The 24115-nt window shown below is 35.9% G+C and carries 16 protein-coding genes and 1 tRNA gene; 1 reads left to right on the top strand and 16 read right to left on the bottom strand.

Going from position 1 to position 24115, the window contains the following annotated elements:
* Window positions 1–277: 277 nt before the first annotated feature.
* The 10 genes from FLUTA_RS15870 to FLUTA_RS15825 all read right to left on the bottom strand — a co-directional run bounded on the left by FLUTA_RS15870 (window position 278) and on the right by FLUTA_RS15825 (window position 17338).
* Window positions 278–931: a hypothetical protein gene (locus tag FLUTA_RS15870; protein ID WP_013687916.1), complete on the bottom strand. Its 654-nt coding sequence runs from the start codon at window positions 929–931 to the stop codon at window positions 278–280.
* A 176-nt stretch (window positions 932–1107) separates the two neighbouring features.
* A tRNA-Arg gene (locus tag FLUTA_RS15865) sits at window positions 1108–1181 on the bottom strand.
* Window positions 1182–1265: 84 nt separating this feature from the next.
* Complete coding sequence (locus tag FLUTA_RS15860) at window positions 1266–1535, bottom strand: ATP-dependent Clp protease adaptor ClpS (protein WP_013687915.1); 270 nt, start codon at window positions 1533–1535, stop codon at window positions 1266–1268.
* A gap of 43 nt (window positions 1536–1578) precedes the next feature.
* Window positions 1579–8040, bottom strand: coding sequence for a PD40 domain-containing protein (locus FLUTA_RS15855; RefSeq protein ID WP_013687914.1), 6462 nt, complete (start codon window positions 8038–8040; stop codon window positions 1579–1581).
* Window positions 8041–8061: 21 nt separating this feature from the next.
* Window positions 8062–8685 carry a glycerol-3-phosphate 1-O-acyltransferase PlsY gene (gene plsY, locus FLUTA_RS15850; RefSeq protein ID WP_013687913.1) on the bottom strand — a complete coding sequence of 208 codons (624 nt, stop codon included), beginning with the start codon at window positions 8683–8685 and terminating at the stop codon, window positions 8062–8064.
* A complete protein-coding gene (locus tag FLUTA_RS15845) occupies window positions 8685–13301 on the bottom strand; it encodes a hypothetical protein (protein ID WP_013687912.1) in 4617 nt (1538 codons plus the stop codon). Before FLUTA_RS15845 ends, plsY begins: the two co-directional genes overlap by 1 nt.
* On the bottom strand, window positions 13298–14143 hold the full coding sequence (gene prmA / locus FLUTA_RS15840; RefSeq protein WP_013687911.1) for a 50S ribosomal protein L11 methyltransferase: 846 nt from the start codon (window positions 14141–14143) through the stop codon (window positions 13298–13300). Before prmA ends, FLUTA_RS15845 begins: the two co-directional genes overlap by 4 nt.
* Window positions 14125–14886 (bottom strand): triose-phosphate isomerase, encoded by a 762-nt coding sequence (gene tpiA, locus FLUTA_RS15835; RefSeq protein ID WP_013687910.1) that lies wholly within the window; start codon window positions 14884–14886, stop codon window positions 14125–14127. Before tpiA ends, prmA begins: the two co-directional genes overlap by 19 nt.
* A gap of 4 nt (window positions 14887–14890) precedes the next feature.
* Window positions 14891–16789 carry a DoxX family membrane protein gene (locus tag FLUTA_RS22005; protein WP_013687909.1) on the bottom strand — a complete coding sequence of 633 codons (1899 nt, stop codon included), beginning with the start codon at window positions 16787–16789 and terminating at the stop codon, window positions 14891–14893.
* Window positions 16790–16801: 12 nt separating this feature from the next.
* Complete coding sequence (locus tag FLUTA_RS15825; protein ID WP_013687908.1) at window positions 16802–17338, bottom strand: DUF1599 domain-containing protein; 537 nt, start codon at window positions 17336–17338, stop codon at window positions 16802–16804.
* Window positions 17339–17348: 10 nt separating this feature from the next.
* Here FLUTA_RS15825 and folP point away from each other — a divergent pair, with 10 nt between their 5' ends.
* Complete coding sequence (gene folP / locus FLUTA_RS15820; protein WP_013687907.1) at window positions 17349–18230, top strand: dihydropteroate synthase; 882 nt, start codon at window positions 17349–17351, stop codon at window positions 18228–18230.
* Between the two features lie 84 nt (window positions 18231–18314).
* Here the strand turns inward: folP and FLUTA_RS15815 are convergent, their stop codons facing one another.
* The 6 genes from FLUTA_RS15815 to FLUTA_RS15790 all read right to left on the bottom strand — a co-directional run bounded on the left by FLUTA_RS15815 (window position 18315) and on the right by FLUTA_RS15790 (window position 24107).
* The gene (locus FLUTA_RS15815; protein ID WP_013687906.1) at window positions 18315–18758 is read right to left on the bottom strand and encodes a PaaI family thioesterase; all 444 of its coding nucleotides are present in this window, start codon (window positions 18756–18758) and stop codon (window positions 18315–18317) included.
* The gene (locus FLUTA_RS15810; protein WP_013687905.1) at window positions 18758–19669 is read right to left on the bottom strand and encodes a mechanosensitive ion channel family protein; all 912 of its coding nucleotides are present in this window, start codon (window positions 19667–19669) and stop codon (window positions 18758–18760) included. Before FLUTA_RS15810 ends, FLUTA_RS15815 begins: the two co-directional genes overlap by 1 nt.
* Window positions 19670–20491 carry a 1,4-dihydroxy-2-naphthoyl-CoA synthase gene (menB, locus tag FLUTA_RS15805; protein ID WP_013687904.1) on the bottom strand — a complete coding sequence of 274 codons (822 nt, stop codon included), beginning with the start codon at window positions 20489–20491 and terminating at the stop codon, window positions 19670–19672.
* A gap of 224 nt (window positions 20492–20715) precedes the next feature.
* The gene (locus FLUTA_RS20955) at window positions 20716–21621 is read right to left on the bottom strand and encodes an AAC(3) family N-acetyltransferase (RefSeq protein ID WP_013687903.1); all 906 of its coding nucleotides are present in this window, start codon (window positions 21619–21621) and stop codon (window positions 20716–20718) included.
* 1 nt (window position 21622) lies between these two features.
* Entirely contained in the window at window positions 21623–23734 is a 2112-nt protein-coding gene (locus tag FLUTA_RS15795) for a WG repeat-containing protein (protein WP_013687902.1), read from the bottom strand.
* Between the two features lie 118 nt (window positions 23735–23852).
* A complete protein-coding gene (locus FLUTA_RS15790) occupies window positions 23853–24107 on the bottom strand; it encodes a type B 50S ribosomal protein L31 (protein WP_013687901.1) in 255 nt (84 codons plus the stop codon).
* Window positions 24108–24115 lie beyond the last annotated feature (8 nt).

Below are 24115 nucleotides of genomic sequence, written 5' to 3'. Positions count from 1 at the left end.
TGTTATTGCTGGGGTAAGTAACTTTTTTAATGTTTTTAGGCTAATTGCAACCTAATAAAAAACTAAATGCCCCACCAAAGGTGGGGCATTTAGTTTTCGTGACCTTGAGCGGGGAAACTTCTAACTTTTTAATGGAGGATTTGGAGCGGATATTGCAACTTGAAACCATTGATGAATTGGGAATTTAAACGAAAAGAGGCATAAAGGTTTAAGCAATTCAAGCATCAGACATGACACTAGTAGAAAAAAATGATCTTCTTTTATGCAGCATGACGGTTTATTCTAAATAAAGTGCTTCAATTTCATCAACCTCCAATGTAAAAATATCAATCAATCCTTCGCATATTCTTTTATCCTCTTCAGTAACGACATAATCAACATATCGATCTTCGACATCTCCACACCGTTCAAATTGTTCATTGAAGTCAATCTCTTGCCATCCAATCGGAGAACTTTTGAAGTCTTCATATGTCTCATGCATAACTATGTAACACTTATCTTTTTTCTTGACTACAAGCCTTAAATGAGTCATTATCTTTATGGGCTTGGTGTGTGCAATTTTTTTGAAATAGAAGCAATCGATTTGAAAAGGTCCTTCAATGGTTATAGGTTTCTTAGGATCATTAACTGTAATAACTATTTTTCCATCATCTGATTTTCCAACGGTTAAAGCAAATTCTGATCTTAACCTTAAACGAATAGTGATTACGACGAAAATAACAACGATAACAATTGATAGATAAATTGTAGTTTGTTCAATCGTAGAAAATGGAGTTTTATTCACAAAGGATTTAACAGATAATACAACAGTCCAAACAACCGCTAAAAAGGCCATAACTAGGAAACACCCAAATGCATTTGAAGAAGTAGCTCTCATTACTTTACCCGAATGTAAGATTTTGACCATGGTGTGATTTGATTCTTTGTCCATCAAGTAGTTAATCTTTTAATTACAATATTAATACTTTAAAAATGATTGGCAAATAGGCAAAGGCAGTCTAACAAATATAGTGAACTTTACATTTCAGTTGGCCAATCCCGAACCTTAGAGTTATGCGTTTCTTTTTGATAAAAAAAAGTCCAACACTCGTGTTGGACTTTCCTTAGTGACCTCGTTAGGATTCAAACCTAAAACCTCTACAGCCGTAATGTAGTGCTCTATTCAGTTGAGCTACGAAGCCTTGTCGTTAGACGGGTGCAAAGATACGTGCTTTTTTTTATTTTGCAAGTAATCTTTGTGCTTTTTTTATGAGTTTTCTGAATTACTACTGTATTTCAGCACTTATTCCTCTTTCTAACAGCGCAGTACACATGGGCTCTAATTTTTCATATTCCCCACGTTTTACCTGGCATTTTCCATTGTAATGAATAATCCAAGTACATTGCTCTGCTTGTTCAACTTCATGCTTGCACACTTTAATCAAGGATTCAATGACATGATCAAATGTGTTGTAATCGTCATTAAAAATCACCAAATCTTTCTGCTCTGTAAGCAATTCTAAGACTTCTGTTTCGTTCTGTTCTAGCGTCTGCATTTTTCTTCTAATTCTTTTACAAAGTTAGTACTTTTCTAAGTAATTATTCTGTTTTTAATCTTCCACCTTGCGCTGTAAAAAGTGCTTCCACTTTCTTACGCTCCTCTTCCCCACTCACATTCATGGATATTTCAATAATCGATGAACTTGTCTTTACTTCATAAGGAAGGGTTAAACGAAGTAACCAATTTGCCCATGAACCAGAAATTTCCTTAAAATCCCATATTCCTACAACTAAAGTTCGATTTGGTTCATTGATGTCAGCAGAAATCAGTGGTTTTTGAACAATTGTATCAAACAAAATAGTACTATTCACTAACTTTGGAAGAGCTTCTTCTAACTGAGTTTTGATCCGTAAATCGGTCTGATCGAAGTAAAAATCTCCTTGAATACGCAATTGATTCATGATTTTTCGCGGATATTCCGAATAGCTTTCTTGTGAAACCAAGGCATATTGATTGAAAACTGGCTTCTCAATCAATGGATTCGCTTTCGCATAGTCTTTCACCACTTGGTCACTGACGGGTGTTTCTTCCACTTTTGGCAATTCCTGTTCCTTGAATAAAACCGCTTCTCCTTGATCTGCTAACAATTTCTTCGCTTCTTGTAATGAAATCCGCTCACCATCGTAATAAGCGGTAATGAATGCATCTAAAACGCCTTTCTCCACTGCTTCAGCTTTCTTCGGACGTGCCGCATCCACTGAACGGAAAGTTCCTGTTGAATAGCGAATTTGTCCATTTTCCAAACGTCGAGTCACCAACGGATTGATATCCCGCAACTGCTCTTTGGTCGCAGGCCTGTTGTAAACCCCAACCTGAACAGTGAAAAATAATCCTTTAATTTCTTCAATTGCAATAGCGGAAACAGCTCCAGGAGCCTTGTTGTAATCACTTACTTTTGGTTCCGTTTTATATTTAGCAATGGTATCTAATGGAAGTTGAGCAATCGTGTTTTGAATCACCTCCATAACGATCGAATCCTGACGCATTGGTTTGCACAATCCTTGTTCTTCTAACTGGCGTGCTTCGGCCAAACTGATTCGTTTTCCATCACAATAAGCAACCACGAATGCATCTTTATATCCTATCCCGCGGATAGCTTGTTGCGCATCCAATACCTTCTGACGGTTTCCAAAATATCCTGCCAAATAACGGGTAATTCCATTATCCAACTTTTCCCCAGTAACTGGCGTAAACTCCTTGAACAAATCTTCGGGAATTGGTTTTGCAAAAGCTCCAACCTGAACACGATAAACCAAGCCTGTTGGTGCCTTAATTCCTAATGGAATCACTTTTTTGATTGTTCGAGGTTCAGTTCCATTCTCTTTCTTAATCTCAAATCCAGAACCAACTTCTGGGGCTAATACTTCTGAAATACTTGTTGATACAGCTGTTTTTGGTTGTACTTCGCGTGTTAATACATTTTTCCAAGCTTCTTTATCCCCATCAACGTTATTTAATGCTGTATTTAAAACAGTTTCTTTGGAAACAATCTCTTTATTTTGCGCAGCCAACTCATTGCCTAACTGTTGAATTTGAGTTTGAATACGTTCTTTTTCAGTTGAATTGGTAGCTAAAACATACTCTTTTCGCTTTTCAACAATGCTGTTTTGTGTCTGATTTGCAGATTCCTTCAATCGATTAATCGCTTGTTGCTGTTCTCTCAACTCTGGGTACTCTTTACTGGAAGCGATTTTTTGCTCCTCTTCGACCGAAACTGATTTAGAAAGCGCTGGATCATTGATTAAATCATAACTCTTTTCTTTATCTAAAAGGACGAGTTGTTGATCAATTTTAGCGATGGCATCTTGTAATGCTTTCCGTTGTAATTTAAGTTCTTCTGTGCGTTTTGAATCCGATTTTGATTGCTCCATTTCAGATTCCAACTCGCCAATTTCTATTGAAAAGCGACGACGCTGTTCCTTTAATGCAGTTTCAGTTTGCACAATTTGATTTGTCTCTTCAAATGCTTTCTGACTCAGCAAAAAATCGGTTGAAGCTTCAATTAAGGTAATTTGACTCGTTTTCTCAAATATTTTATCCTCAGAAACTAGTTTTTCAGCTGTACGACTTAATACAACTTCCTTCAGTGGATTCGTTGTTTCAATTTCTTCTAAACCAACTTTCTTTTCGTCGGATTTCGCCTTCAATTCTGTTACTTGCTTCTCTTGAATCGCAAGCTCTATTTTTTGCTGATTGGCATGATTTTCCGCCAATTTCTTCTCTATCTCAGTTTTTCCTTTCGGAGTTGCATTCGTTAATTCAGTTTTCAATTGTTTCTCATCACTTTTCAACTGAGCCAAATCAGATTCCGGGTTTTCAGTTTTTGGAGTTTTAACTTCAACAATCTGTACAAATTCAGAATTAACCGTTTCTTTTCGAGCTTTGATTGATGCCAATTGATTTTCAAAAATCTGAATATGTGATTCATTCCTTGTTTCAGAACGCTTCTCTTCATCCAATTTCAACTCGATACTTTCTGACAATTCATTCAAAATTTGCAATTGTTTGGACGCCTCTTCTTTATTTGCTGGCTTTTGAGTCATTGCAAACTCGTAATCTTTTCCTAAAACAACATTCAAACTAGCAATTTCTTTTGTAGTTGTAGTAGCAATTGGAGTTTTACTTGCTACAGCTTTTAATTCTTCTTCCGTTTCTTTTGATTGTTGCAACAAATCAGTCAAAACTTGATTCTCTGCAGTTTTTTCAGCTGAAAATTTGGTGTCCAAACTCTTCTTATTCGCTTGAATTTGTTTTTCTAGGGCTGTTTGAAGTTCCTTTTCTTGGAGAAGATTCTCTTTAGCTTGATCTGGATTCAGGCGTTGAATTTCATCCTGACTCAACATTTGATAAGTTGGCAAAATTTCCTGACGCACTTGTTCATCCTTCAATTTCGCTTTTGCCTGAGAAATAGCAGTTTGCTTTAATTCATCCAATTTCGATTCATGAAGCGTTTCCAATTCATTCAAATCAAGTAATGTATTGATTGAAAGAGAATCTGTTGGATTTTTCCCAATGATTTTCTTTAGTTTATCTTGTTCTTGATTAATTGCCGTTAATAATTTGGATTCTTCCTCAATAATTAACTGACTCTTTTCTAATCCGGTAGAAGTTCCTGCTTCAATAGTAGCGATATTTTCGTTGTAAGAAGGAAGAATTTCTTTAAACGCATTATTGTCCGTTGGGTTGATTGGATCTTTAGATGCAGTGGTTGTCAACTCTTTTATCGTTTCATTTCGAGAGGAAATATTCTCTTCAAATTGCTTTCTCAATTCTCCAAGAACCTCTTTTCGTTTGGTACTAACAGGATCTGTTTTCAGATTTAAAATCGTCAATTCTTTATTTATAGATTCATTGACTTTCGTTTCCAATTGATTCAAAGCCTTCAATTCTTCCAAACCGTTCTTGGTTCCAATTACTTTTTTCTCTTCTTCGTAATTCGGAGCAACTTGATTCAACTCCTTCTCAATACTTACTGCAGCAACTTGATCATTTTTAGCAGTTTGTAATTCATCCAATTTATCTTGGCGTTCCTTAACGACTCCTTCTTTTTGTTTTTTCAAGCTAATTAAAGCTTCTTTTTTATCTTGTAATTTTTGATTCAACGGATCTTTTGTCAAGGATTCATAAACGCGTTCCATTTCTTGATCCACTTGATCTAAGAGCATTTCATCCACTTGATTTTCAGCCTTCAACTTTGCTTCTACATCCGATTCATTTCCTGCATTTTTAAGAAGAGTTTCATAGTTAGGAACCAAAGCTGTTAATTCTTTTTCAGGGGTTGTAGAAACATTTATAGGAAGTTGAGCTTCAGTAAGGATTGTTTCTTTGTTAGAAAGATTCTCCGTTTTCAGAGCCAACACTTTTTCCTTCTGTTTCTTTAGTTCTGAGTCTGTTGGGTTTTTCGCTAATCCTTCATCAATTTTGGATAATTCCTGAGTCAATTTTTTATCCAATTGCTCATTATTTTGAATCTTCAAAGCCACTTTTTCTTCATGTGTCAAATCCGATTGCTTATCGACTGCAGTTTGAGCTAACGAATAATCAGCTTCAAATTCTTCGATACGTTCTTTCGATTCTTGCACCAACACATCGTTACTTCTAGCAGTAATCTCAGTAGTATCGATACTTTTAACTTGTTGTTTCACATACGCTTCTAGTGAACGAACATTGTTTGCATTGATTTCATCCACTTTCGCATCAGCCTCTGCTTTCGTGACAGTCCGGTTATCATTCGTATGCTGAAGATTATTGATGAACGTAATTTCCTTTGTATTTAACACCTCGACTTTGTGTATCTCTGCTACTTTATCCGTTAAGCGTTTTACTTCTTCAGCAACTAACTTTTGTTCTGCTTCCTTTGCATCAATTTTCGACTGAATTGCAGACTGATCTTTTGATTTAGCTTCTCCCAATTCTGTTTTCAAAGCCTTCAGCTCTTGTACCAAGTTTTGGTCGTTCTCTTTGTACGATTTCAATTGTTTCTTGAGCTGTTCGGATTGTTTTCCCAAGGTTTCGTTTTGAGCCAAGAGGTTATCTACAGGATGTGTTTCTTTTTCGCTTTCAATACTTTTCACCAAATCGGCTTTCGCAACTACCGCATCTTTGAGCTGGTCGAACTTTTCATCAATTACCGATTTACTAACCGTTTCTTTCAATGCAGTAATTGATTGCAATTTTTCCTGTTCTTTTGGGATCAATTTCGAAATACTATCAACAAATTGATCAATCCGCTGAATTTCTTCCTTCAGCTCCAAAATCTTTTCTACTTTGTCGTTAGCTGCTAATAAAATCTCGTTTTTTTCAGTATTCGTTGATGCCGCATTTGCCCGCGCTACATCTTTTTTGACTTCTGCCTGTAGATTTTCTGCTTCAATCGCCTTATCGACTATTGCAACCAAGGAACCTGTTTCCAAACGCCTTAATCCATCCAGCTTTTGTCCTTGTTTTTGTTGAATCCCCTCAAATTTCGAAATAATTTCCTGATTCGAAGCCCCTTCTAAACCAATATCAGCCAGTACTTTTTTATTCTCTTTCTCTGAATCCAAAGCAAGGATATCAAAATTCCCTGCATTAACGTTCAATTCAGCACGTGCCCTGATGACTTCAGCCAGAATCCCTTGAGCATCTTCTACTTCCTCGTTGAACTGATCAACCACTCGAACAACATCTTCTTTGTTCAATAATTCTTCTTGAATTTTCTGTTTCAAAGGTTTAAACTCCTTTAGAATTGGAATAGTAACTTGCGATTTATGAACGCTTGTACTTCCATCAACAGTCATTTCGTAGGTATACTTTCCTGCTTTTGGAAGTGTAATGAGGTATTTTCCTTTGTCATTCGATTTGAAAACTCCAATTTCGTCACCCGAATTGAAATCGACCACTTTGATAGTTACTTTTTTATTTTCCGGATTTATCGTGGAAATAAAATCACCTTTTATAATTGCCAATTGCAAAGGAACCCGATCAACTCGCACTTTGTAAACATGAATTTTTCCATTTTCACTTTGTCTAGTAGAAGCGAAATAGGCATTTTTCTCCAAGGAATCAACTACATAAAAGAGATCATTGTCGGGTGAGGAAATAGCGAAATCCATATTTTCAGGATCGCCAAATGAGTTGGTTTCGAAATCGAACTTAGATCTATATATATCAAATCCACCCATCGAATTGTGGCCTTTGGAGCAAAAATACAGATATTGACCATTTGGACTTAAATACGGAAAATCCTCATCGTATTTCGTGTTTACATTTCCAGTAACCAAGGAAGGAAGTCCCCATTTTCCGTCTGGAAGTCTTCTTCTACAATAAATATCCTTGCTTCCCTTATCTGAATCTCCGTAGGAAGAATAGTAAATCGTTTGGGCTTTATCTGGAAAATGAATGAGTGGAATATGATTTTTCTTTTTATCAATTTTAGATTGGTAATCAGCCGTGATTAAGTTTACTCCACCGATGTTTGAAAGGTTATACAAGCGAAAGAAAGAAGCATATTCAATTTCTTTTTTCTCTAGCACCACCAAATCCGAAATTGTTGTCAGTAATTTTTTTCCATTCTGACACATTTCTATTTGGTGACTTGTTTCAAAATTGGGATTTGGATTACCCCCACTTTTTTGAATATAGATGTTATAGTTTTTAATTGCTTCATTAAACTGAAAGTTCAAGTGATATGCTTTTCCTAAATAAAAATAGGCCGCAGGAGCAATGGTTGGATCTGTAACCGAATAATTCAAATACTTAAACGCATCTTGTTTTCTATTTGAATTGAATAACAGGCAAGTTCCATATCGGTAATTGTATTCTGTTGATCTTGGATTCAGTGCTATTAAGCGAAGATAAAGAGATGTTGCTTCTACAAATTTCTCAGAATCGAAGAGTTTTGCAGCATTTTCTTTTAATTCGGTTTCAGATTCTTGCGCAAAAGAAAGTTGAGCCGTTTGGATAAACAGAAATAGCAGTAACCAAGCATTTATTCTTTTAAATGACTTCAAGCTCAACATCTTGTTTTAGAGGCAATACGCTTATTTCTTAAAAAGGTTCATTTTACCTTCTGTTCCATCGACTAATCGTTTGATATTTTTACGATGGGCAAAAATCACAATGAACGCTAATAAGGACCCAAAGATAGGTAAAGCGTACGTATTTATTGGGAATAACCACAAACAACCTGAAAAAACAATTGCCGCACAAATGGATCCTAAGGAAACATAATGAGTTGTTATAAAGACAATTAAAAAGACAATGAGACAAATTCCTGCTGCTAAAGGCTGAAGTCCGACGATTACTCCAAGTGATGTTGCAACCCCCTTCCCTCCTTTGAAACCCGCAAAAACGGGAAAAACGTGTCCCAAAACAGCCATGAAAGAAGCAACTAATTGAATGTGTGTTAAATGAGGGGAAGAAAAAGGAACTGGCAGTACAAAATACGGAATCAGTACTGCCAGCATTCCTTTCAAAATATCTATTGTAAGAACGACTCTACCTGCTTTTTTTCCAAGTACACGAAACGTATTTGTTGCTCCCGCATTTTTACTTCCATGTTCTCGAACATCTAAATCATATTTTGCACGACCAACCCAAACCGCAGTTGGTATTGATCCTAAAAAATATGCAGGTATAGCCCATAAAAAATCAGTCCAGTTCATTATTCAAAAATAGCATTTAGTTTGCCTAAATACACGCTATTTGTTGAAATTTGGTATAAGAAATTTTTATGTTTACGTTTCTCTTCTTTCAATGCATTTATAGCACTTGAAAGATCCGAATCGCTCGTTATGATATTCATCGTTCCATCTTTCTTCACCATCGAATATGAAAGTAAGTAATCAACTCCACCAGGAACTTGCATCATCAAAGTAAAATTATCTCCATTGGATGAGTAAATCTGCTCAAACGTTGAACGGAAAACAACTTGTCTCATGACTGGCTTACCATAGAAATTCACAATTGCAGCTCCATCCAAATTCGACATCAATCCACGAATATCTTTTGAAATTGGAATATTTTTCAAATGTACTCCTGTAATTACAATCGATTTTTCCATTTCTTCTGGTAATCGTTTTACTTTCTTATCTTCAGAAAGAGTGTAATCTGACTTAATCTTATCTGCTGTTTTGCGATCGCTCCACATCAATAAAGCTTGCTCTAAATTAGTTGTTTCAAAAGACAACGGTTTTGATCCTTCATAATCAACAATTCGCTGACCAGCACTTTCAAAAATCCCTTTATCCATTGGCAAATTGAGCTTCAGAGTTGCATTCACATCCGTTTGTCCATTTTGCTGATTGTAAGAAACAGTTCCTACTGCGTCAACAGTGATATCACCATAATCCATACCCATATTAATCTTTCCTTCACCATTCATCGAACAGCTTTCGGTATGTAAAGAAAGGAAATTACCTGCTTCATTGCGATTCAATAGTTTCTCTTTAGGTCCAATTTGGAATTCTTTTGAAGAGAAATCATATTGTAAAACTCCAGTTGCTGTAATAAAAATTGGATCTGTTGGATCCTCCAAAGAAGACAAGAACGTCGGATATAATCGAATCGAATCTTTTTGTCTTGAATCTCTCCAAACAATTCCAGCTGCAATTGGTTGACCATCCAGTGTTTTCATGTTTGAATTAACTGGAATTTGAATATTTTTCGGGTCAATTTCTGCCGTAAATGACATCCAACTTTTCGCGAATTTCTCGCAATTGTGATTGATTCGCGTTGCACCAGTAAAACTAATTAATGGATTTGCAGCCTTCACATTCATTGTTCCGTAGTAATCAAAGTATTTATTCAACTTAAATCCTGATTCACTTTTAACTGTACCGTTTGCAATTGTTTGGTAGGTTGAATCCACACCAATTTTATCCATGTGAATCAACGTTTTGGTAGAATCGGCATCATAATAAGGATAATCCCCTTCTGAGATGTATTTTCTTCTAGCCAAAATGGATGTTTTCGCATTCAAGAACGTATGGTATTTTGTGACATAATTGGCAACCACTTTCGAATTAACAAGTGGATCCATCAATGCATTTTTATGAATAGTTACTTTCGCACTATCTGGATAAATACGTGCATCTGCTACATCTATAAATTCAGTCTTACTGCAATACAGAACTTTGTTCTTCATAGAGAATTTCACCTTCGGAGCAGCAAACTGCAAGGAATCCTGATCTGGATGGATAGAGAACATATTTGGCTGTGCTAAATTCAAATCAGTATTGATGTTGATGTCACCAGAACCACCTCCACCGCCTTTTTTAGATAATTCCATTTCATCTTGATCCATTAACCATGTGAAAATATCCACTTTGGCAGCATATTTAATGACAGGGAATATTTTCAATTCTTCCCCATCATTGGATTTGAAATCTCCTTTTCTATCCTTGAAAGAAATATGAGCATTTACATTGTAAGAAGAAAATGCAAGTGGGCTTTCTCCTTCTTCGGGATATGGATTCTTGAGATTAAATACAGAGGTATCTGAATAAATATCATGTCGTTTAAAACTAAATGCGTCCGAACCTAAACTCGCTTTTTGCATCGTCATAATTCCATAACCAGTCATACCTGTTGGTTGGATAATTGCTGTTCCTTTCATCGTCGCTTCTCCAGCAAAGAACGTTAATTCATTCTCCAAAGTAGATGCTGCTTTCAATACATTTTGTCTTGGAATATAAGTGATGTAAGCATCTGGAGATTTTACATCTGGAAATTGAACTCCTGCCTCAACTGGTTTATTTTCAAACTTAGCGTATCCCAAAGTTGAATCGGGCAAGAAGGTAAATGCCTTGGAATCTGAAATCGATTGAATAAAATTAATAACTCCAGCTCCCTGTAATCCATTGTTCGACAAAACAATTTTGTTTTTATACATGGCTTTCGTTCCATAAAAAACATGACCTTCTGGTGGAGCCAAAGTGCTAAACCCTAAAGAATAATCAGCCATAATCTTCAAATCCTCTTTGATTACTGGGAAAATTCCTGCAGAAACCAGTTCTCCTTTCAAACGGAATGATTTTTCAGAAAAATTATCTAAACTATCCATTTCAAAAGGAATACATGTGTAATAAAAACGAGCAGAATCGTAAGCTCCTTTAAACAAATTGTATTGATTGTAATACACTTTTGATGGTTTCGTGGATTTTAAAATTGGAAACTTGGTAATTTCCTTTTTCATACCTGAACGATTCATTGGATCATCAATGATAATTTCTCCAATTATTCCATTCAATGCGGAACCTAGAGCAATTGACTTATTTCCATCTGCTTGAGAAAGCGGTTTTGCACGAAAATAACTTCTATCCGTTTTTAATAAATTAATTTTATTGGATTCGTAAGTATAACTAGCATCCAAGGTATGTGTTTCGAATTTACCTGCTGAAGCCCAACCTGAAAACTTAAAATCTCTATTTTTAGTGACTTTAACTTGTGCTTTGTCAGGTAAAACAAATGAAGCTTGAGCATCCGAAATAGTTACTCTATCCACAGCTTCAAGCGCAATATCTAACGAAGTAAGACTCATCATACCATAATTAGGCATTGTTCTTCGTTTAATATTCATTAAGGAATCTTGAGCTGCAATTTTTTGAAGTGCCGCATTATCTTTCAGTTGTTCTGGTGAATATTTTGGTTTCGGACGCATATCTGAAACGAAAATTAAGTTGTCATAGTCGCGTTTACCGCTTCTCGCCTCAATAAACACTTTTGTTTTTTGATTCACTTTAACAATCTTATTTTCAATATCATAACTAATAAACCCATAAGAAGCTAGATCTAATAATTGAGTCTTTACTTGTTCAACTGTTTTTCCTAAAGCAGTTGCTGCTTTACCTTCAGTTAGAGTAAACTCATCAAATTTGTAACAGTAATTGTAAAGTGCCGCCAATGGATGTGTTTGATCCATTCCTTGTAAACGATCGTATAATCTTCCATCATAAAAATTCATAGATTCGAATCGTGCAACTCGTTGTTCCTGACTTGTTCCATATTCATAAGAGAATAACAAATCAGCACTTGTTCTTTTCCAAATCACTTTCTGCACATACCACTCTAATTGATGATATGAATCAGTAAATGGTGATTGTAAAACACCTGATTTACCTCTCGATAATTCCACTACATTTGAATCTTTGGTATAAATAAGTCCAACACCTGGGTGAGTTACTGAATCTTTCTCACCAACATAAAATGTGGTTTGTGTCACATTAGAAACAATCTTGAATGGACTGATTGCAATATATTGCGTTTTTGCAACCAAAAATTTCTTACCACTTCTTTTTATGGTCAATTGAGCTGGTTCCGTTGCATTCCCTAATCCAACTACACTTGCGCCTTCTAAAGAAAATCCACCAACATAATCCATATCTGGAAATACGTTATTGATTGCTAATTTTCGTTCAAATGATATAAACTGCGGATAATTTTTATCTGCTTCTCGGATGATTCGGAATGCTCTTTCATTCAAAGTACCTTTCACTTTTTTACTAGGAAAAAAAGGACTTGTCAATTGAACAGTATCAGCTTTTAGAACATTTGATTTCATAGAAGCATCGTAATAACCAAGTTCTGCAAAAGTTTCAGAATCTTTCAATCCAACTTTCGCCCAATTCACCGTACCTCCTTTTCCAATCCATTTTTTAAGGACTGGATCGTAAGTTCCATTTGTTTTATAAACTACTAATGAATCGACGAATCGAGGCTCACCTTTTTTGGCACTTTTATTCGGAAATCCGCACACTAAGCGACCATCAGTAAATTTAATAATGGGTTTGTCTGAATATTCAAAGACATAAGAACCATAAAAATACCACTCTTCATTAGGTGAACTAGCCAACATACCTTTGGAAAAGAAACCAGATGAAAGTTCAATGAAATCTTTGAATTTATTGATATTTTTTGCGTCTAATAATTTATCAACCGAACTGTGCCAAGCTGAAAAAGAGTTAGCTGGTTGTTTGTTTTTCACAAAAGAATAAACCGAGAAAACGTAATTATAAATCTCAGGATAAGGTTTTAAACGCTTAGACTCCATTAAATTACAAGTCGACACCATTTGTTTGAAATACTGATCTGGAAAATCAGTTGATTTCAAAAGAGCAACAGCAAGTTCATCTTTGATAAAATCTTTTTGATCTTTTTCCAAATAGTCATTCGTAGCTGCGCTAAATGCTTTTACAAACTTCTCACGATCTTCTGGATAGGTTTGCGAAAAGGAAAATGTTGTACTCAGAATGGTTATAATGAATAATCCCCAATTTTTCATAGTTCTACTTTTTTAAGTTTCATGGAAGCCCATGTTTCTTTATCTCTTGTTTCAATTAATTCAAATCCAGCTTGGTTTGCTACTTCTTCCAATTCCTTTACATCTGAAGTAAAAAATCCACTCAGATAAAGTAATCCATCTCTAGCGCATAACTTTGCATAGTCTGGCATGTGTCTTTTCAAAACATTTTTGTTGATGTTAGCAAGTATCACGCCGAAATCTACATCTTGAATAGCATCAATATCTCCCAGAAGACCTGTTATTTTTGAGCACTGATTTCTAGCCGCATTTTCAAGTGTGTTTTCAACAGACCACGATTCAATATCAACAGCCAAAATATGGGTTGCGCCTTTTTTCTCTGCAAGGATAGCCAAAACACCAGTTCCGGTTCCCATATCAAGCACTTTTTGAGGAACAGATTCTAAATCCATCAAATATTGCGACATCAGATAAGTCGTTTGATGATGTCCTGTTCCAAAAGACATTTGTGGTTGAATCACAATCAATTCGCGGTCTTGAAAATCTGCTGGGTTGTGAAAAGGTGCAATGATTGCTAAGCGTGAGTCGATCAAAACAGGATCAAAAGATTCTTCCCAAGTTGCGTTCCAGTTTTGATGCGGAATTTCTTCAACCTTCCACTCCACTTGAATGGATTCGTTTTCGTGAATACACGTTTCTTTCAAAATGGATGAAACATCACCAATTTGAACCGGAGCATATGCTTGAATTCCAGATTCTGTTTCTACAAAGCTTTCAAAGCCCAATTCGGCCAATTCCGCTACTAAAATATCAGACCAAGGATCTCTTGGTTCGATAGCAATTGTTAATTCAAAATAGTCCATGTTTCTTCAGCTACTAAAACGGAAAAATCTGCAGCTTTTAAAGAAGCACCTCCAATCAATCCTCCATCTACATTTTCGCAAGCGAATAACGCTTGTGCATTACTTGGGTTACAACTTCCTCCATATAAAATGGAAGTATTTGTCGCAATTTCTTTTCCATACTTCTCTTCCACCCACGAACGAATGGCGGCATGCATTTCTTCGGCTTGTTCGGTACTCGCTGTTTTTCCTGTTCCAATTGCCCAAATAGGCTCATAAGCAAGTACAACTTTTGAAAAATCAGTTGCTGAAAGATGAAAGACACTTTCTTCTAATTGATTCTTCACGAATGTCAAAAAGGTATTATTTTCACGGATATCCAAAGGCTCTCCGCAGCAGAAAAAGGGTTTAATTCCATGATGAATCGCTGCGTCCAATTTTTCTTTTAACTGCTCATTTGTTTCATTGAAGTACTCTCTTCTTTCAGAATGACCTATCAAAACCGCTCCAATTCCAGATTCTTTCAATTGCAACATACTCACCTCACCTGTGTAAGCACCGGAATCTTTCGAATAGGCATTTTGAGCACCAACTTTCACTTGTGTTGAATTCGCATTGCAATCACTTACATATAACATTGGAGGAAAAATATACACCTCAATACTTGATCCAATTGTTAGTTGGTTCACTTCCTTACACAATTCCTTTGCCTGATTTTGAGACAAATTCATTTTCCAATTTCCAGCTACAATTTTAGAGCGCATGTTTTTATTTCAATAAATTAGTTTGAATCCAATTAAATGTAGGCAACGAGTTGCCTGTATATTTTCCCTTCACTCGGCCGTGTTTCAATACCATCAATGCAGGATTAGCGCGAGAAATGACTTTCAATTCGGTTCCATCATTCATAAACATAGGAACATGAAGATTGTGTTTCTTTTTAAAACTTTCAATCTCATCACTGCTTGACCCAACGATGAAAACAATCGGAACATTTGCCTTTTTAGCTTTTGAAACAAGTGTTTTTATTTCTGCCAAATGATCTAAATCAAATTCTTTCAAGCTTTTAGAAACCAGTACCAATACCTTTGGAGCGGTAAATAAAAAGTTGCGAATACTCACTTCAGTCAAGTCTGGATTCTCCACTTCAATCGTGTCTAAAACAGCATAAGTATCTATCGGATAAGACTCTACATTGTATTCAATCTCAGAAATTTCAATCTTCTCCTTCGTTAGAATATCTTCTAAGAGAAGTCCTGTAATCTTTCTGTTCTTCAACTGTTTTTTAACTACTTCCATGCTTAATTCATCTGCCGATAATTGATTGATTTCTCTTACGGGATTAAATTGAGCAGTATCAATCGACGGAAGAATCATCGGAATGATTTCCTTATTGATCATCGTTTCGTATTTCCATTCTTTGGTTTTTTCCCAAATTTTGGAGTCCATAAATTCCTTACTGGAACCGTCGTATTCTTTTGTAGCTCCTGTTTTCAAGTTCTTGTAAACCAATAAACTTTGAAATTTACCTGGATTTCCATTTTTCGTCAATTCTGGTAAATAATTTCCTGTTGCATAAGCTCTGTAATCTCTCAACGGATCATATTTCAATACAAACCAAATGAAAATGCTACACAATAAAGTCACGATCAACGCAGAACCGTAATGATTTCCAATAAATTTATTTCGAATGCGATAAATCCATAGCGAAGCTAATAAGGCTATTATAGAAAACAGGATTGGGAAATACCAATTAAAAACCCATGAAAGTCCTGAAATTAATAGAATCGAAATTGGTATATAAATCCAATTTTGGCGAACATTATTTGCTTTTACTAATCCTTGAGCTGCAAAAATCCAAATGACCAAGTACAGCAAAACGATATCCTTCCAAAGTGACTCTTTAGGTGTTAATGATCTTCCCACAGAACCCTTCATAGCATCACCAAAACAACCACAATCAGTAACACACTGAGGTGATTTTAGCTCTTCAACAACTACTTCTTTCGAATTTTTAGAGATGATTTTAATGTCTTTATTCGTTTTAGCCTCGTCTATTTTTGTATCAGAAAGTTGCGCTTCTTTTGGTATTTCAAGCGAATAGGTATCTCTATCAACAAATTTCTTTTTCCCATCACAGGTAGAAGTGTGCCAAGTCAAGAACGTAAAAAACAACATCATGATTACTAAAGACCAGCTTACCAATTTAACTTTCCCACCAATAATCACCAGTACTCCCAATACTATTTCGGCGATGCAAATAAGGACCGAAAGTAACAGTGCATGTTGAATGAAGTATTCCAATGAAAATCCGGGAGATCCAAAAAATTCCTTGATACGATAAGCCAATGCACCATCTTCAAAATATTCTTCCAATTTATAAGAAAACCCTACGGGATCATTGGCTTTTATCAATCCAGAAACAATGAATAAACTACCAACAATTACGCGTGATACTGTTGCAATCATTAACCTTCCTTTGAAAAAAATGAGCGCTACAGCAGAGAACAACATCAGTCCAATTCCAATGCAAACAAACAATAATTTATGGGCTTCAAAATGTTCGTGAAATCCAATCGTGGTAAGAGTTAGTCCTCCCAAATTCAAAATAACAAACAAGGCATTGAGTAGAAATGAATGTCCTGAAATGGTATGAGTAGCTTTCATAAGGGCGTTTTATTAAAGGGTAAGGTGTATTAAAGCAAAAATAGAATAGTTCAAAATATCAAAATAATTGGATTCAATTCCTTCTGAAGCAATTGTTTGCCCCCCATTATCTTCAATTTGTTTGATTCGTAACAACTTCATCAAGATCATATCTGTTAATGAACTTACGCGCATGTCTCTCCAAGCCTCACCATAATCGTGATTCTTCTTTTCCATCAATTCAAAAGCTTCTTGAGCCACTTGATTGTAAAAAGCGAGTGCTTGTTCTTCATTGAGTTCCAGACCCAAATCTTGTGGTGCTCTGGATTGAATGATTGCCATGATACAGTAATTCACCATTGCTCCAAATTCGCCCTCAATGCTTTCTCCCACTTTATTCTCCGTAGTTTCTTGCAATGTTCGAATGCGATTTGCTTTGATGAAAATTTGATCCGTTAAACTACTTGCTCGAGCTATTCGCCAAGATGTTCCGTAATCTTTTGTCTTTTTTAGGAAAATTTCTCTACAACCCTGTACGATGTGTTGATATTGTTCCGATGTTTGTATCATCTATGTAAGTATGGAATTTTTAAGGTCTGAAAATACAAATTTTTCGCGAGAATGGGCGTTAAACATCCGTGGTAAGTTATTCACTATTTCCACTCCACAGGTGATGGGAATAGTGAATTGCACACCTGATTCGTTCTATGCGTCTAGCAGAAAGTCTTCGATTGATTCTCAAAAGAGTTTGATTGATTTACACGTTGAAAATGGCGCAACTTGGTTAGATATAGGTGGTTACTCTACCCGACCAGGAGCCGAACACATTTCTGAAACCGATGAAATTGAACGCATCAAACAAGCTGTTTCTTATGCTTTAGAGAAGTATTCAACCGTTAAAATAAGTGTTGATACTTTTCAATCTGAAGTAGCAAATTATGTGCTAGAACAGGGTGTTCATCTCATTAATGACATCAGTGGCGGACTAATCAACGAAGAACTATTTTCAATTATAGCAAGCCATGAAGTTCCTTATGTATTGATGCACATGCGGGGAACTCCTCAAAATATGACACAACTCAACTCATACGAGAACATGCTTCAAGAAATACTGATTGAGTTAGGAATTCAAGTTGAAAAAGCCCGTAAAGCTGGAATAAAGGATATAATCATTGACCCAGGATTTGGGTTTGCAAAGAATAGCGAACAAAATTTAGAATTGTTTTCTAGACTAGAAGCTTTCCAGCTATTTGACTCTCCAATCTTAATTGGAATTTCTCGAAAATCGTTGATCTCTAAAACATTGGGAATTGATTCTTTTGATTCGCTAAACGGAACAACTGTTTTGAATACACTTGCTTTGGAAAAAGGAGCAAACATTCTTCGGGTACATGATGTGAAAGAAGCAGTTGAGACGGTGAAACTGTGGTCAAAGATAAAAGGAATACCATCCCCCGAATAATATCAAGAAATCATCTTGTTCTGATATCATATTATCATGATTTCGTTATATAACGAAGGGAGTGATTTATTGTTGGAATCCTAATTAAAAAACTTTCTCGCTGATTTTCGAAACCGGGTACGCATTCATTGTTGCAGAAGCCGTAGCGACCAACTCTCCTTTTTGATTGGTTATTTTTCCTTCTACGAAAAGAATACGCTTTCCAGACTTAATTACCTGAGCATCTGCCAATAAAACATCATCTTTCAAAGCTGGAATTAAATAGGAAATAGTCAAATTTACAGTTGAAACTACTTTCAAGTCCTCACAAACCTCTGTTAAACAAGCAACTCCCAAAGCTGCATCAATCAAAGCAGCAACAGAACCGCCGTGTGCAGCAAAAGGTGTTGCCAAATGATTGTTAGTCACAGTCATTTTATACAACACATGTCCTTTTGACTCGACTTCGAAATCCATTCCGAGCAAATCACCAAAACGATTCCAGATGATGTATTGCTTAATAATGGGATGTTGTTTTAAATCTATCATTATTTTGATTCCTGCATTTGTACAAGGTGCTCTTGAGGAGAAGTTAAATTCAAACCTTCTTTTTCGAATTCTTCATAAATTCTTCTATTCAACTCATAATAAACTGACCAGTAATCATCTGTTTTTGCCCATGCGCGAACAGTAATCATGACAGAAGCTCCCAATTCTCCCAGTGCTACAAAAGGCGCTGGATCTTTTTTCACATGTTTGTCTTCAGACAAATATTTCAAAATTAGTTGATGAGCTTTTACAAAATCATCTCCGTAAGAAATTGGTATACTCCAATCCACTCTTCGTGTATTTGCTTTGGTAAAGTTTGTAAGCGGTCCATTTGCAATCGGTCCATTCGGAATCACAATTACCTTGTTATCTGAAGTATGCAGATAGGTATAAAAAATCTGAATTTCCTTAACTGTTCCCTGTAAACCTTGCGTTAGAATGGTATCACCAACTTTGAACGGCTTAAACAACAAAACCATTACTCCGCCAGCAAAATTGGAAAGTGTTCCAGAGAATGCCATACCGATAGCCAAACCTGCAGCTCCAAGAATCGCAACGAAAGAAGTCATCTCAATTCCAAGTTGTGTAATTGCCGTTACGACAACGAGTATTTTAAGGATAATTGTTGCTAAACTGGATAAAAAAGTAATCAGACCAAGATCTACTTTTCCTTGGGTCAAAATTTTGACAACTAAGCGTCCAACCCATTTCGCCAACCAAAATCCAACAAAAAATATGATTGCGGCAACAAGCAAATTTGTACCTGATTTTACCAACCATTGTTTCGCATCATCAGCAGTAAAGCCCATGATTTTCTTAAAACCATGATCTATTGTATCAATAACAGTAGTTTTGTTTTCAACTGTATCTTTTAGCGTATCAGCAACCGCTATCAATAATGACCAAATCATCTACGGAAATTTAGGAAATTGCTGGAAGTTTGGTTCTCTTTTTTCTAAAAATGCGCGTTTCCCTTCTTGTGCTTCTTCCATCAAATAATACATCAAAGTAGCATCTCCTGCGAATTCCATCAGACCTCTTTGCCCGTCTAATTCTGCATTCAAACCTCTTTTAATCATTCGAAGTGCTAATGGAGAGCGTTTCATCATCGTTTGACACCACTGAACCGTTGTATCTTCCAAATCCTTCAAAGCAACAACCTTGTTCACCATTCCCATTTTCTCTGCTTCATCTGCAGTATATTGTTCACACAAGAACCAAATCTCACGTGCTTTTTTCTGTCCAACATGACTAGCTAAAAAAGATGATCCAAAACCAGCATCAAAACTCCCTACTTTTGGTCCGGTTTGTCCAAAACGCGCATTATCTGAAGCAATTGTAATATCACAAACCACATGAAGCACGTGTCCACCACCAATTGCATATCCATTTACCATTGCAATAACTGGTTTAGGTAATGCCCGTATTGCTTTATGAACATCCAATACATTCAAGCGTGGAACACCGTTTTCAGAAATATATCCACCAACACCTTTCACGTTTTGATCACCTCCAGAACAAAATGCTTTGTCTCCTTCTCCCGTCAAAACTACCACACCAATATCTTGTCTTTCACGACAAATCTCCAATGCATCCAACATTTCCATGTTCGTCTCTGGACGGAAAGCGTTGTATACCTTGGGTCTGTTAATCGTAATTTTTCCAATTCCTTCAAAGAATTCGAATTTGATATCTGTATAGGACTTAATGGATGTCCAGTTTCTATTTGACATTTTCTGTTTTTTTAGATTCTACAAAAATAGCAATGCTTGCATAAAATAGCATATTCTATTAGATTATAATTGATGCTTTTCTAAATCCCATCTTTACATTCTTGTTTTTTATACAGTTAAAAGTCTTGCTATATTCTAAACGCTAAGAAGCAAAGATCGCAAAGGATTTTTAGATTAAATTTTATTAAAGATGCAAACTCTACTTCTAAAAGACTTTCAGTGCTTTAAATATCACCTTGAGGTGTGTACATCGTAACTCCATTTGAGTGATATTCATCAATCATCACCTCCAACATTTTAGAAGCATCAAAGATCAATGTTTTTGCTTTTCCGATTGTTGAGCGCTTCATGACTCCTTTGGATTCAAACAAAGGAAGTAATTCATCACATTTTCGCTTTGAGGATTGTTCTGGATTATGAACTTTGACTTGAACAGGAACAAGGGTTTCATCGAGTTGCTTGACTAGAACATGAAACACTTCTGGATAGTAAACAGGATATTTAAAATCAGAAACTGTATCTTCTAAAATATGTAAAGAAGTTCCCGCATTGTCTAAAGTAACACCAATGTAAAGGATTTTCCCATTCGCTTCTGCAAGACGCGCAAACGGACTATTTTCAGTGTAGGGAGTAAGCTCACCTAAATGCCCGCTAGTAAACCAATCGGCCTTAGGTCCAAAACAACAAACGGGTTCAGTGGGACTTTCAGAACGTTTTACACCTGGAATTTTTCGAAAATATTCGGTGATTGCGCCCATTTTTGAAGGTTCATTTCGGACATCAAACTCCCGAATTTTTTGGATGTAATTCAATTGATAACCTGCATTTGGAGAGCTTGGCATCAATAAATTTCCTGATACACCAATGACACTTAACAAACCGTCTACAACTGTTTTTGGTCCTCCTTCCACAAAACCAATCTTTGAAAAACTGGTATGCACTAAAACAGAATCACCTTCCTTTATTCCACAAGTGCGCAATTCTTTGATCAGCTGATCCAATATTAGACCTTCTCCTTTGTCAGCTTGTTCCTGAATGGATTTTCGTTGCTTATTTTTCTTATTCTCCCGATAAGCATGAAGCAATTTATCAGGAATTATTGAACGAATAAAATTCTTCAGAGTCGACATCTTATTCGAAAATAGGTTTGATCAACTTATTTTCTGGAACATAGAAATAATGAAGCTCCGTTCCTCTTGTTAGAATATAAAAATTGTCCTGCACTTTTCGAATATTTGAATATTCTAGTGGAACGACCAGTTTTCCTTTATTCGTGTAAATACCATAAAAAGCTCCTAGTGAAACGATAAAATGAGAATCATCCAAAGGCTTTACGGTTGTATGTTCGATTGGAATAATGATTTCTCCTTTTGCGTTAATTCCACCTTTCAAAGTAAGCAATTGAACGACTCCCAATCCTGATTTAAAGCTTTCTGCTGCCTCATAAGTTGGAGCAATCAGCAGTTTGTTTTGCAAATCAATGAATCCCCATTTACCTGCTTTCTCAAAAGAAATTAAGGAAGAAACACCTCCTAACTTGGAATAGGTAAATGGAACAATTGTCTTTCCAAAACGATCAATAATACCAAACTTATTTGCTTTGGAAACTTTAGCGTAATTCCCTACAAATTCACCTTCACTTTTCGCGTTGGTGAAATAATCAAACGTTGCGGGAATTGCTGTTTGTCCGTTTTTACTGACATACCCTATCTTATCTTCCGAGATCACCAATGCTCTATCAGACACCAAACTTCCAATATCTTCAATGGGAATGGTCTTCAATTCATCTCCTTGAAAATTGGCTATTTTAACACTTTCATCTCCTTCAATTACAATAGCAGAATCTCCAAACAAGTTAATAGACTCATACAATGGTTTTACTTTGAAAGATCCAAATTCATCAATGTAACCTTCCAAGCCTTTGTAAGTAACCTTTGCCATTCCGCCAGAAAACGAAAATGCTTCTTCATATTGTTCCGGAATCCTTGGAAAACCCAATCCATCGAAATAACCATACATGGAATCTTTTACGGCATAAATCAATCCTTCAGAAAATTGTCCAATATCCTTGTACTGGGGCTCAATAATATACGCTCCTGACCGATCAATAATTCCAAATAAAGTATCTAATTCAACAATCGCTCTTCCTTTATCAAAATCATTACAACTTGAAAATTTGAAGGGAATAACGACTTCGTTTGCCTTATTCACAAATCCATATTTCCCACTCTTTTCAGCCCAAGCCAACCCTTCTTTAAAGAAACCTACCGTAGAATACTGCGCAGGAATACTAATTTTTCCATTTAAATCCATCCATCCAAATTGGCCTTCTTTCTTAAAGGGAATAATCTCCTGCATGCCCAATTCACGGTCTTTTTTCAATTCTGAGGTGTACGGATAATCTGGGAATTCTTTCTGAAATTTATCCAAACGCTCCAAGGAATAATCAGACATGTAAAGCTGATACAACTTCCGCCAAGCATTTTCTACATTTCTATTTTTAGGATACGTTTTAATGAACACTTTGAAATCTTGAACACGGCTTCCTTTTGTACTCATGTGATACACTTGATCTTGCGCATCTGCTACGTAAGGATTGGATGGGAATTGCTTTTCAAAACCTAAATAAGACGAAACAGTTTTACCATCGGTATTCTCAATGTATTGTAAACGGTAATAATTGTTCAATGCTTCTTTCTGAAAAGTAGACTCTGGATATTTTTTTAAGAACAAATCAAACCCCGCAGAGCTATTTGCTGTTTTTGCTTTTTGATATCCAATTGAATCACGGGAATAGATTGCCTTAAACTTCTCGTCTGCCCAATCGTTTTTTTTCTGATAACTATCGTATGCTTCTTCTGTGGGATGTTTTAAAACTAAAAGATATAGCCCAGTAGAGATTTCTTTTCGCAACAGCGCAATTGCAGCATAATCAAAGTTATATTTCTTCAGAAATTCCTTTTGCTTATCTTTCATCAACCCATAGGTTTTTTCGGATCGTACAATGCGATTATATGCCGAATCTAGCTGATGAAAAGGATTGTCTTTGCGGAAATAAATAACTGCAAGTCCGTAATTAGCTGCAGATTCATTCGATTTGATTGATTTTTCAAATTGTTTTTTGGCTTCAAAATAATTGAATTGATCTAAAGCTTTAAATCCGTCATCAATAGAGCCTGCTTTGGCATTTTGAAAAACACAAAGAGTGAATAGAACTAAAAAATTAAATTGAAGTAATCTCATACTGCAAATATAACCAACTACTCATAAAAGGGAAGGAAAAAGTCATTGAAAAGGTATAAAAAAAGTCAAAAAAAAACCCCGACGATTACCGTCAGGGTTAACTATTTCGAGAATGAAATTACTTTTTGTACTTCGAGTAACGAGTATTAAATTTATCAATACGACCTGCCGTATCGACGAATTGTGTAATACCTGTAAAGAATGGGTGAGACTTGTGAGAGATATCCAATTTAACTAATGGATACTCATTTCCGTCCTCCCACGTAATAGTTTCTGAAGTATTAGCAGAAGAATGGCATACAAATGAATATTCATTTGTCATGTCTTTAAAAACTACTAATCTATAATCTTCTGGGTGAATACCTGCTTTCATATTATTGT

It is taken from the genome of Fluviicola taffensis DSM 16823 (genome assembly GCF_000194605.1).
Taxonomy (GTDB): domain Bacteria; phylum Bacteroidota; class Bacteroidia; order Flavobacteriales_D; family Crocinitomicaceae; genus Fluviicola; species Fluviicola taffensis.
Note: the sequence above shows the minus strand (reverse complement) of the source record. Positions and strands in the feature narration are given on the sequence as shown.

Bases quoted from the DNA above. Each gene is read 5' to 3' on its own strand.
- FLUTA_RS15845 (WP_013687912.1), bottom strand. From the start codon at position 13,301: ATGAAAAATTGGGGATTATTCATTATAACCATTCTGAGTACAACATTT.
- FLUTA_RS20955 (WP_013687903.1), bottom strand. From the start codon at position 21,621: ATGTCGACTCTGAAGAATTTTATTCGTTCAATAATTCCTGATAAATTG.
- menB (WP_013687904.1), bottom strand. From the start codon at position 20,491: ATGTCAAATAGAAACTGGACATCCATTAAGTCCTATACAGATATCAAA.
- prmA (WP_013687911.1), bottom strand. From the start codon at position 14,143: ATGGACTATTTTGAATTAACAATTGCTATCGAACCAAGAGATCCTTGG.
- FLUTA_RS22005 (WP_013687909.1), bottom strand. From the start codon at position 16,789: ATGAAAGCTACTCATACCATTTCAGGACATTCATTTCTACTCAATGCC.
- folP (WP_013687907.1), top strand. From the start codon at position 17,349: ATGGAATTTTTAAGGTCTGAAAATACAAATTTTTCGCGAGAATGGGCG.
- tpiA (WP_013687910.1), bottom strand. From the start codon at position 14,886: ATGCGCTCTAAAATTGTAGCTGGAAATTGGAAAATGAATTTGTCTCAA.
- FLUTA_RS15790 (WP_013687901.1), bottom strand. From the start codon at position 24,107: ATGAAAGCAGGTATTCACCCAGAAGATTATAGATTAGTAGTTTTTAAA.
- FLUTA_RS15870 (WP_013687916.1), bottom strand. From the start codon at position 931: ATGGACAAAGAATCAAATCACACCATGGTCAAAATCTTACATTCGGGT.
- plsY (WP_013687913.1), bottom strand. From the start codon at position 8,685: ATGAACTGGACTGATTTTTTATGGGCTATACCTGCATATTTTTTAGGA.
- FLUTA_RS15855 (WP_013687914.1), bottom strand. From the start codon at position 8,040: ATGTTGAGCTTGAAGTCATTTAAAAGAATAAATGCTTGGTTACTGCTA.
- FLUTA_RS15810 (WP_013687905.1), bottom strand. From the start codon at position 19,669: ATGATTTGGTCATTATTGATAGCGGTTGCTGATACGCTAAAAGATACA.
- FLUTA_RS15860 (WP_013687915.1), bottom strand. From the start codon at position 1,535: ATGCAGACGCTAGAACAGAACGAAACAGAAGTCTTAGAATTGCTTACA.
- FLUTA_RS15795 (WP_013687902.1), bottom strand. From the start codon at position 23,734: ATGAGATTACTTCAATTTAATTTTTTAGTTCTATTCACTCTTTGTGTT.
- FLUTA_RS15825 (WP_013687908.1), bottom strand. From the start codon at position 17,338: ATGATACAAACATCGGAACAATATCAACACATCGTACAGGGTTGTAGA.
- FLUTA_RS15815 (WP_013687906.1), bottom strand. From the start codon at position 18,758: ATGATAGATTTAAAACAACATCCCATTATTAAGCAATACATCATCTGG.